The 11,033-nt window shown below is 39.0% G+C and carries 8 protein-coding genes; 2 read left to right on the plus strand and 6 right to left on the minus strand.

Going from position 1 to position 11,033, the window contains the following annotated elements:
* The 5 genes from QZ562_RS16340 to QZ562_RS16360 form a co-directional block, all read right to left on the minus strand.
* On the minus strand, positions 1–543 hold a 543-nt coding region (locus tag QZ562_RS16340), incomplete at its 3' end, for an oligosaccharide flippase family protein (RefSeq protein WP_293762422.1).
* Positions 544–550: 7 nt separating this feature from the next.
* Entirely contained in the window at positions 551–1,441 is an 891-nt protein-coding gene (locus QZ562_RS16345) for a sulfotransferase (RefSeq protein ID WP_293762425.1), read from the minus strand.
* 4 nt (positions 1,442–1,445) lie between these two features.
* Positions 1,446–2,450 (minus strand): NAD-dependent epimerase, encoded by a 1,005-nt coding sequence (locus QZ562_RS16350; RefSeq protein WP_293762428.1) that lies wholly within the window; start codon positions 2,448–2,450, stop codon positions 1,446–1,448.
* Complete coding sequence (locus QZ562_RS16355; protein ID WP_293762431.1) at positions 2,450–3,820, minus strand: UDP-glucose/GDP-mannose dehydrogenase family protein; 1,371 nt, start codon at positions 3,818–3,820, stop codon at positions 2,450–2,452. The genes QZ562_RS16350 and QZ562_RS16355 overlap by 1 nt, the downstream gene beginning before the upstream one ends.
* Before the next feature lie 32 nt (positions 3,821–3,852).
* Complete coding sequence (locus QZ562_RS16360; RefSeq protein WP_293762435.1) at positions 3,853–5,259, minus strand: undecaprenyl-phosphate glucose phosphotransferase; 1,407 nt, start codon at positions 5,257–5,259, stop codon at positions 3,853–3,855.
* A gap of 678 nt (positions 5,260–5,937) precedes the next feature.
* Here QZ562_RS16360 and QZ562_RS16365 point away from each other — a divergent pair.
* Together QZ562_RS16365 and QZ562_RS16370 are read left to right on the plus strand one after the other, a co-directional pair.
* The gene (locus QZ562_RS16365) at positions 5,938–8,361 is read left to right on the plus strand and encodes a zinc-dependent metalloprotease (protein ID WP_293762441.1); all 2,424 of its coding nucleotides are present in this window, start codon (positions 5,938–5,940) and stop codon (positions 8,359–8,361) included.
* A 28-nt stretch (positions 8,362–8,389) separates the two neighbouring features.
* The gene (locus QZ562_RS16370) at positions 8,390–8,911 is read left to right on the plus strand and encodes an NUDIX domain-containing protein (RefSeq protein WP_293762444.1); all 522 of its coding nucleotides are present in this window, start codon (positions 8,390–8,392) and stop codon (positions 8,909–8,911) included.
* A gap of 76 nt (positions 8,912–8,987) precedes the next feature.
* On the opposite strand, the gene QZ562_RS16375 is transcribed toward QZ562_RS16370, so the two are convergent.
* Positions 8,988–10,418, minus strand: a complete 1,431-nt coding sequence (locus QZ562_RS16375) for a TonB-dependent receptor (RefSeq protein WP_293762446.1) — start codon at positions 10,416–10,418, stop codon at positions 8,988–8,990.
* Between the last annotated feature and the right edge of the window lie 615 nt (positions 10,419–11,033).

Below are 11,033 nucleotides of genomic sequence, written 5' to 3' on the forward strand. Positions count from 1 at the left end.
TACTGATAATATTTTTTGAATAATAAGGCTATAAAACCCTAAATCGCTGTATGCAAGATATATTGCAATTATTCCCGCAATGTTCGAAGAGCCTAACAATCTAATCGCCAATAACTTAAACTTAAACTCTTTCCTCAACAATGCTTCTGGAATGGTTGTTAATGCCTGCATAATTGGCACAAGTGATAAAATCTGCAAGGATATGGCAAGCCCAGGGGCGTCAAATATAGATTCTAAATATGGAGCGGTCACTATGAATAATAAGCTAGTAATAATCCCTAAAATTAACGTTGTCATAAAAACATTGTTTTCAATATTATCAGTATTGTTTTTTGTACTTCGAATAATCACTTGAATAAGCCCATAACGAACCAATGTATTAGTCAGTTCAACAAACACGATAGCCAATGCAGCCGTACCGAAATCAACAGGCGATAATATCCGAGAGATAATAATAAAAATAATTAAGCCGGATAACTGGTAACTAGCGCTACCTATCATCCCCCAAATCGATCCGTTGATAATTTTTTTGTTAAGCGACATTATTAATCTATCTTCTATTTCTAATGTATCGAGAAGGATTAATCACTTTTTTAAACCATAACTCTTTGAAGGTTTCTCTAACTAAATGGCTTTTAGTGACTTTAGTATTTTTCGTGTCAACTAGTTCATAACCCATTTGCATGAGTATATCTCCAGCATAATATTGATAGTCGGCTATATTTTGAGTAGACAATTTCGACTTCCAGTCCATGCTTCTGCTTCTATCTGGCCCTTTCCCAACAAGAGAGTGTTGACTTTTTGTGAATTCTGGTAAAAATGAAGAGTCGATGGATTTTGTCTCATTCGTTTCCTTAATACCTATAAAATCCAATATACTTTTGATTGTCGGTGATTGGTCATCGAGTAGATCTTCATATCTTATAGAAATTGTTCTAGTGGGAAACAAGTTCTCTGTAACGGCACCGTACAATAATTTATTCATCCAATCTTTTGCGGCTGCTAGGAATGTATTTGCCCCCCACTCCAATGAAATTTGAGAGTTTGCTACGGCACGCCCGTCTCTCACGATATGTATGAAAAAGCAGTCATCAAAAACATCATTTAGTTGTCTGGAATATCTTAAATTATTGGGGATGTGATCAATCCAATATCTTATTTTCTTATCAGGCTTGTATTGGCATAAAAGATTAGAATAGTACTCCTTATAATCTTTGTGTTTTATATTGTTTAAATTACTTAAGTCAACATTCCAACGCTTAAAATTTGGGTTTAAATTTAATTTTTTGCTGTATTCAATGGTGTTAATTGGTTCTTCAAATGTTATTTCTGTTTTAAATAGCGACTCAGGTGTTACAACACTTCCCTCAATACACGATAATAATGAAGCGAGTAATGTCGTGCCGCTGCGGTCTGCCCCTCCTATAAAAATACACTTCATTTTGCTATTCTCTCTCTTTATAGATGCGGTACCAATCAACAAACTGCTGCATGCCATATGCAATATTGGTAGCTGGTTTGAATCCGACCTCATTTTGTAAACTATCAATATCAGCAAAGGTCGCAGGTACATCACCCGCTTGCATTGGCATATAGTTCTTTTTAGCTTCTTTACCTGCCGCTTTCTCGATCGCTTCAATAAAGCTCATTAAGGCAATCGGTTCGTTATTACCAATATTAAACACTTTATAGGGTGCTTTACTTGATGATGGTGAGGTATTGGGATTTTCAGGATTGCGCTGTGGCACCACATCTTGAATGCGCACAATGCCTTCAACAATGTCATCGATATAGGTGAAGTCACGCTTCATTTTCCCGTGGTTAAACACTTTAATTTCACGGTCATTAAGGATGGCATCAGTGAATAAGAAAGGCGCCATATCTGGGCGACCCCAGGGGCCATAAACCGTAAAGAAACGTAAGCCCGTGGTGGGTAAATCATATAAATGGCTATAAGTATGAGCCATTAGTTCATTAGATTTTTTAGTGGCAGCATAAAGGGAAACCGGATGGTCCACGGCATCGTCGGTTGAAAAAGGCATTTTGTCATTCATACCGTATACAGAGCTAGATGAGGCGTAGACTAAATGTTGCACCTTATTATGGCGGCAGCCTTCTAATATGGTGGCAAATCCAACAATATTTGAATCGATATAGGCCATGGGGTTTTCAATGGAGTAACGCACACCGGCTTGCGCCGCTAAATGGATAACCCGTTCAAATTTTTCACTGGAAAATAAATTGGCCATGCCATCTCGATCAGCCAGATCCATTTTTATGAATCTAAAGTTGGCTAGATGCTCAATCCTTTTCAAGCGCGCCAACTTTAAGTTGGGGTCGTAATAATCATTAAGGTTATCTAAACCAACAACGTCATGACCCTGCTGGCATAACCGTTGGGCAACAACATTACCGATAAAGCCGGCAGCACCGGTGACTAAAAATTTCATTATGCTGGCTCACTCTCATTACCGAAAACGGACAAACCACGACCAATGCAATAATAAGCAAAGCCTTTTTCCGCCATACGCGAGGGTTCAAACATGTTGCGGCCATCAAATAGGGCATTGGTATTTAATTTTTCTTTAATTAGCTCGAAGTCCGGTGATCTGAAATTTTGCCACTCAGTGCATATAACTAGGGCATCGGCACCCTGTAAGGCCGCTTCTTTGGTGCCCATTAGTGTAAGGTCTTTGCGGTTACCACAAATACGCTGGGTTTCTTCCATGGCTTCTGGGTCATATGCTTGTACTTTGGCACCGGCTGCCCACAAAGACGCCATTAATACCAAGCTTGAGGCGGCCCGCATGTCGTCGGTATTGGGCTTAAATGACAAGCCCCATAGTGCAAAGGTTTTACCTTTTAAGGCATCAGGGTTTTGGTCTAACTTGAAGTGTTTTGATATGTAACCAAATAACTTGTCTTTTTGGCGAAAATTAACCCGTTCTACCGCTTTTAATATTTCAGACTCGTAGCCAATGGCATCTGTGGTGCGCACCAATGCTTGCACATCTTTAGGAAAACAGGAGCCGCCGTAGCCACAACCCGGGTAAATAAATTGATAACCAATGCGGGGGTCTGATCCTATACCGTGACGTACATTTTCGATGTCTGCTCCCACGCGTTCAGCGATATTGGCCATTTCATTCATGAAGCTGATTTTTGTCGCTAACATGCAGTTAGCAGCGTATTTGGTCAGTTCAGCACTTTTGACGTCCATCACAATGATTTTTTCATGATTACGATTAAAGGGTTCATAAAGTAAGCGCATTAACTTTTCTGCGTCGTCTGAATCAGTGCCTATTATGATGCGATCGGGTCGCTGGCAATCGTTCACCGCGGCGCCTTCCTTTAAAAATTCAGGGTTTGACACTACGGCAAATGTTAACTGGGAGTCTCTAGCATCGAGTACACTTTGTACTTGCGCGCTCACTCTGTCGGCTGTGCCCACAGGTACGGTCGATTTGTTGATAATGACCTTGTCTGAGCTCATGTGGGTGGCAATGGTTTCGGCTACTTTTAACACGTATTGTAGGTCAGCTGAGCCATCTTCATCGGGGGGGGTGCCTACCGCAATAAATTGTAGTTCGCCAAACTCAACCCCAAATTTGGCATCGGTGGTGAAGATCAAGCGCCCTTCAGCATAATTTTTTTCAACTAGCGGGGTTAATCCCGGTTCAAAAATGGGCACAATACCGTTTTTAAGATTTTCAATGCGGCTTTCGTTTATATCTACGCAGCACACATCGTGACCAGCGTCGGCAAGCACCGTTGCCTGCACTAATCCTACATAACCAATACCGTAAAACGTGATCTTCATTTTAAATCCTTATAAAAAATCAATACCTCAAATCAGTACGCATTTTTATCGTTGAAGCTTCTAAATACCGTAAATATGATTATTTTGAAATCTAACCAAAGTGACCAATTTCTGATGTATTCCAAATCGTACTCAATCCTAATTTTCATTTTATCGACAGTTTCTGTTTCACCACGGGCACCGTTAACTTGAGCCCAACCAGTTATGCCGGGCTTAACTTTGTGTCGTAACATGTAAAAATCTACAATCTTTCGGTATTCTTCATTGTGCGCTACCGCATGGGGCCGCGGGCCAATAACCGACATGTCGCCTTTGAGAACGTTTATAAATTGTGGAAGCTCATCTAACGAAGTTCGTCGTAAAAAGGCACCGACCTTTGTGATCCTAGTGTCACCTTTCTTGGCTTGAGTGACCACAGCGTCATTTTCTGTGACTGTCATGGAGCGGAATTTCCACATCCTGATTTTTCTTCCGTTCAAACCGTATCGATCTTGCTTAAATATGATGGGCCCTTTGGACGTACATTTTATCCACACAGCAATCACTAGCATTGGAATAGTGATCAAGGTCATGATCGCGCTGGCGAGTATCAGGTCTTCTAACCTTTTGACTACTGCTAAACCACCCTTCATGGGGTTGTCGTAAACACTAATAGTTTGAATGTTACCCACATGGGACATTTCACCGTGCATCAGGCAATACATAAATAGGTCTGGTACTACATGGACTGTGGCTGTTGAATCACCAAGTGCATATAATATGTCTTGAATTCGCGTTTGCGCTAAAATGGGGAGCGTAACGTAAACCACGTCGTATTTATTTTTCTTGACGTTCTCGATGCCTTTGGCAATATTGCCTCTCAAATAATAATGATAGTCTTCGTCTAATCGCTCTTTATCTCTGTCGTCATAAAACGCAGCTAATCGATAGCCACTTGCAGGGTTATCCATTACTTCTTTGGCAAGGCGTATACCTTTTTCAGATAAACCAAATATGACAATGTTGCGTGTGTTAAAACCTTTTCTTCGCATTGCCATCAAAAATAATTGAAAACAAAACCGCCATGAGATAAGTAGAATTAACGTTGAAAACGTCCAAAGTAAAAGCGAAAATCTGGAGTAATCTGCTGTGGTCTTAGACACAAATAGATAAGTCAATACCAACAGACTTGAAAAAATCCAGCATACAATAGTGTAAAATACGACTTGATTGAAAAAACCTGCGCGCCACGACCGATAAAGGGCAAATGACTCTGCTATTAACGCAAAACCTACCGATCCTATAAGAGATAAAGTGAAATATGATATTGTGTAATTTTGTGAATACACTGATACCGACAGGTACAGCAGGGTCTGTATTAAGATAATATCGACTAGTCGGTATACCGCTGCAAACTTATTGGTGTTGTTTTTTACCGAACCAGACTTTTGAGTATCCAATTTTGTCTCCATCAAATTCCGTGTCGAGATTATCCTCTAACTAAGATAATTATTTATTGAATCTAATATCTTGTAAAGCAAAAACTATACCTATTTTTAAAATTATATTAAAATCAATGGTTTAAGTTAAGTTATTTATTTTTTTTGTTTTTACTGTGGTTTTTGTTCATATTTAACGTGAAACTTTTAAAAGTTTGTATGTAATAGAGTTTAAATCTGACTTTTTTCTTATGTTAATTTTTTAATGTTTTTTTTATACATATGATAAATATCATGTTTTTTAGATTATGTTATTTTTATGTCATTTTTATGATAATTTTATGTTGTACCTGCTGTATTCATTGTATTTGTTGTATTTGTTGTATTTGTTGTATTTGTTTTGCGACTTTGTGGTGCGGTGTTTGGTAAATTGGTTGCATGTATAATATTATCAAGCTTTTATACTCGAACTATCGTGGGCGCCTGTTGAAGCTAAGTTTTTTTTTTGTTGCTTTATATTAAGTATCTTATTGTGTGTTGAAAAATTCATGATTGTAACTGGTGCACTTTAAAAGTGATTTTGTGCACCATTTTGGAACGCTTCTGATCCTCACAATATTAAGATTGATCTTTTTTTTAGAGTCAATTTTGGGTAATGTTTGCATTTGCCATAGTTAATCATTAGGGAAAAGAGTTGTTATGCGAATGATTTTAGCCTGTTTTATATTTATCTCCGCTTTGTCACCTGCAGTTGAGCTGGAAGATGTTAATCCGATAGAAAAATTTACTATCAATTTGCAACACAAGGTCGGCTTTTTTGATTTTTATTATCAAATCGAACAGGACAAAGTTTTCCTAAAAATTGATAAGTTTGATCAGACTTTTTTATTTCAAAGCAGTATGCCTCAAGGTATTGGGTCAAATGATATTGGTTTAGATCGTGGGCAGCTTGGTGATACCCGGCTGGTTAAATTTGAGCGCTATGGTAATAAGGTACTGCTTAAACAATTAAATACACAGTATCGTGCTAGTTCATCAAACCTTGCTGAACAGGCAAGTATTGATGAGGCTTTTGCTGATTCTGTGATTGCTGGTTTTCCTGTCGTGGCTGCAGACGATAATTCGGTTATTATCGACTATACAGATTTTTTATTGTCTGACATTCATCAAATTTCACAACGTCTAGCGGCAACTGATCAAGGTAGTTATAAAGTTGATCTAAAGCGCAGTGGAGTGTATTTAGACCGTAGCAAAGCATTTCCAGATAACACTGAATTAGAAGCTTTAGTAACCTTTGGAGGCTCTAAACCGGGGCAGTATGTATATCAGGTTACTCCCGATCCTATTAGCATTTCTGTGCATCTGCATCATTCACTGGTGAAGTTACCTGATACCGATTATCAGCCAAGAAAATTTGTACCTTTTTCTGGGTTTTGGTCAGTGGGCTATCAAGATTATTCAGTGGCAATTGAAGATAATATGACAAAACAGTTTATTCCTCGGCATCGGTTAAATAAAAAGCAGCCGAATGCGGATATGAGCGAGGCGATTGAACCTATTGTTTATTATCTTGACCCTGGCATTCCTGAGCCCGTAATGAGTGCATTAAGAGACGGCGCTTTGTGGTGGGATCAAGCCTTTAGTGCCATAGGTTATAAAAATGCTTTTCAGGTTAAAGTGTTACCCGAAGATGCGGATCCTATGGATGTGCGATACAACGTTATCCAATGGGTGCACCGAGCTACGCGTGGCTGGTCTTACGGTTCGTCTGTTATCGATCCTCGTAGCGGCGAAATTATTAAAGGGCATGTCACTTTGGGTTCACTGCGCGTTAAGCAGGATTATTTAATTGCCTTAGGTTTAACCAGTCCTTTTAGTGCGGATGGAATGGCTGTTGACGCTGCTGATGAACAAGTTGATATTTCTGAACAAAAAAATATGGCGCTTGCTCGTATTCGCCAGCTGTCTGCACACGAAGTTGGACACACGATTGGTATTGCTCATAACTTTGCCGCTAGCGAATATGGCCGAGAGTCAGTGATGGATTACCCTCATCCTTTGATGAGGGTACAAAATGGTAAAATCAGTTTAGACGATGCTTACGACGAAGGAATTGGAGAGTGGGATAAATATGTGGTGGCTTATGGTTATCAAGTTTATCCAGACACTAAAAGCGAACAGCGGGGGTTAAAAAGTTTGGTTGTTGATGCCAGAGCTAATGGTTTCAGGTATCAATCTGATCCAGATTCTCGTCAGTCAAATGCCGCCAATGCAGAGGGGCATCTTTGGGACAATGGTGCTGATCCCGTTGCTGAATTAAGCCGTATCGGCGAAGTACGCAAAGTTGCTATGGCTAATTTTGGTCTTAAAACAATTAAAACGGGCGCCACCTTATCTTCACTGGAAGAAACTTTTGCACCTATTTATCTGTTACATCGCTATCAGTTAGACGCCGTGGCTAAGTTAATTGGCGGTGTGAGCTACGAGTATGAGTTAAAAGGTGACTATTTAATGGCTAAAGGTGTCAATATTGTTGCTGGCAAGCAGCAAAAAGTTGCATTAGCTGCGATGTTAAAAACCTTGCACAGTGACTTTTTGAGTATTCCTACCAGATTGACTCAACTGATCACGCCTAAAGCTTATGGTGAAAGTCGAACTCGCGAAAGTTTTAAAGGTCGAACTGGACATACGTTTGACCCCATCAGTGCGGCAGAATCTGCTGCTGGGTATAGTCTTAATCTGTTATTAAAAGCAGAGCGTTTAAATCGTGTTTCGCAACAAAAACAACACTCGAAAGATACACCTGATGTCGCATATCTATTGACTACATTGTTTAAAAACACCATAAAAAAGGAAAGTTCCAAGGATAAAACACTCCTTAATCAACGGGTCAATTATTTGGTTTTGGATCAAGTAGTAAAAGCTTTGCATCAAGAAGCTCTGGCACCTGAAGTTCGTGGTGAGATTGAATTGCAATTAATTAATTTACATAGCTGGTTGAAAAATAAAAGTCGCCATTCACATAGCGAAGTCATGGCTCGTCAGTTGGAACAATATTGGCGTCTAGGTAAATGGGTTTCACATTTTGAATTAAAGCCTCTACCTCCTGGTTCGCCTATTTAGTCGTTTAAATTAAATTTAGGTTTCTAATATGGTGAATGATGATCCTAATCTGCATTGTGTCAAATGTGGTCAACCAAGTCTGTTCAGACAGGGTGCGAAAGCTTATTGTTGTAATTTGTGCGGCTTTGTTTATTTTCATAATGTAGCCGCTGCAGTGTCTGCGGTTATTGTATGTAATGATCAGATATTGCTGGTGGAAAGAGCGCAACAACCTGCGAAAGGAAAATTAGATTTTCCTGGTGGTTTTGCTGATTACAACGAATCAAATGAAGAAGCGTTGACCCGAGAGTTAATGGAGGAGTTGCAACTGCCTATTGATAATATGCAGTATCTTTTTTCTTACCCTAACCGTTATCTTTTTAAAGACGTACTTTACTCAACATTAGACAGTTTTTTCGAGATCCGCTTCGACAGTGAGCCCTCATTAGTCTTGCAGCAAGAAGAGATTAGTCGTTATTTTTGGTTAGATATGAAGAATATGGATGTTAATCAACTTGCTTTTGTTTCCGGGCAAAATGCGCTGCAGGAATATTTACGAGGAAAGGCTTAGGATTTACTGATAATTAGACATAAAAGGAGGACATAAAAATTATGTCCTCCTTTTATATTTTTTAACCTAATTAGTTTTAGCTGCGATAGCCAAAAAATTTATGTTTAATAATCTCTTCTGCCACACCTTTAGGTAGATCTTTTTGCCAGTCGCCCTGGTTATTAGAAATTTGCTTAAGGATCTCACGTGAATAGATATTAAATAACTTCGGATCGCTGCACTCGATACCATGTAAAAAACCGTTTTCTAACAAATGACGGTATAAAAAACGTAGATGCTCAGGCACTTTAACATCGGTAAACTCTGTTAATTGGCCATGGGTATCCATTTCTGGATAGATAAACAGGCGCGTATTATCTGGAAAAAGTTTTCCAAAGCCTTCTAATATTCCACCTTCTACACCTCGGTAGAATTTCTCATCAAATATCTGTTTAACGTTTACCATACCCATCACTATACCAATTTGTAACTGAGTGAATTGACGGAAGTAAGCTCTTAAAGAGAAGTAACGTGTGTAATCCGAAACCATTACGTTGTAACCAAGTGAGTTGAGTAACTGGACTCTGGCAACAATGTCACTTCCCGGTACTTTTTCATCTTTACCATGGGCATCGTTAAGGGATATTTCGGCTATGGCAACAGTGTTACTTGGGTCGACTCCAGGCAATTCGGAAAAGGAATTTTGTCCTTGCTCAATCATGTCTACATTTAAATTAGTGACTGGGCGGAATGAGCCTCGAATGGTCAGTATATTTTTTTTGTACAACATCTCAGCGGGTACTGCCACAGTGCCATCAGGTTTGAACATGATGCCACGAGTTTTCCAGCTACGTATAAGGTGGATGTTTTTAATTCTATTGTCGGCATCTTCAAAATAAGGCCCTTCAAAATCAATGGAATCTATTTCAATACGGTTGGCTTTTATACCATCGTCCAATGAATCAATAATTTGCTTTGGGTTTTCAAAATAATGGTAGGCGGCATAAATAAGGTTAACACCAAGTACACCCAAGGCTTGTTGTTGCGCCTCAGCATTGTCATCAAGCATTCTAACATGCACGGTAATATTTGAAGGTTTTGCGCCAGGGTACATTTGAACTCTTATACCGCACCAAGCATGACATTCGTTGTTTCGATTAAAACTTTTAGCAGAAACAGTGGTTGCGTAAGCGAAATAGCGTGACGACTTAGATCGAATGTCACCTACTCGGTCTACTACCAAATCAAATTCTTGCTCCATCATGGCTTTAACGCGACCCTTGCTTACATAGCGGCCGTCTTCCTGCACGCCATAAATGGCATCTGAAAATTTCATATCGTATGCAGACATAGTTTTGGCGATAGTACCTGCCGCGGCACCTGCTAAGAAAAATTGTCGGGCCACTTCTTGACCTGCGCCGATTTCTACTATGGTGCCGTACTTTTTTTCATCAAGGTTAATGCGTAACGCTTTTTGTGTTGTCGAGCGTGAACTCACACTGTTACGAGTATCTGTTTTTATATCCATGATTTCTCCAAAGAAACTGGCAAATAGGTGTAGGTCATTATTGTAGCCTTTTTTTATCAGGGCGATAAATCTAAATTTTCATCATGATAACGACTAATTCATTGAATAATATGATTAAAAGGTTAATGAAAAGTTAATTGATAAAAACAGTAAACAGTTTATTGCAGTTAACAGTTGATAATAAGCGTTAGGAATTAGAAGTAGTGATATTAGTAGTAGTAGTGAAAGACAAAGATACTCACATCTAGTACTGAGCTTGTTTCTTTACATTTATTTGTATGAACATTCTCAATTTTAGTGTTTTTAAGGCAATAGTGAATAATTTAGTGATCAATGATGGTCCTTATAGGACGGTAATTCACTCTTTTCACTATGTATGTATAAATAATGTTCACTTAGGTGATGGTTAATGAGTTTTTTGCTAATAATGGTTGACGTGAAGCTGTAGATCTATAAGATGCGCCCTCGCTTCAAGGGAGACCAAATATACTTAGGTCACTCGCAACATCACAGGGTAAACCTCGATGTTGCATATACGTTCAACGTATAGTTGCTGCGGGATGTAGCAAGGTTTAGTTAAAAAGAATTTTAATTAAATTGTTGACATCAAATGGG

It is taken from the genome of uncultured Paraglaciecola sp. (assembly GCF_913058035.1).
Classification (GTDB): domain Bacteria; phylum Pseudomonadota; class Gammaproteobacteria; order Enterobacterales; family Alteromonadaceae; genus Paraglaciecola.

Coding starts and splice junctions, on each gene's coding strand:
- QZ562_RS16345 (WP_293762425.1), bottom strand. CDS start 1,441: ATGAAGTGTATTTTTATAGGAGGGGCAGACCGCAGCGGCACGACATTA.
- QZ562_RS16350 (WP_293762428.1), bottom strand. CDS start 2,450: ATGAAATTTTTAGTCACCGGTGCTGCCGGCTTTATCGGTAATGTTGTT.
- QZ562_RS16355 (WP_293762431.1), bottom strand. CDS start 3,820: ATGAAGATCACGTTTTACGGTATTGGTTATGTAGGATTAGTGCAGGCA.
- QZ562_RS16365 (WP_293762441.1), top strand. CDS start 5,938: ATGCGAATGATTTTAGCCTGTTTTATATTTATCTCCGCTTTGTCACCT.
- QZ562_RS16370 (WP_293762444.1), top strand. CDS start 8,390: ATGGTGAATGATGATCCTAATCTGCATTGTGTCAAATGTGGTCAACCA.
- QZ562_RS16375 (WP_293762446.1), bottom strand. CDS start 10,418: ATGGATATAAAAACAGATACTCGTAACAGTGTGAGTTCACGCTCGACA.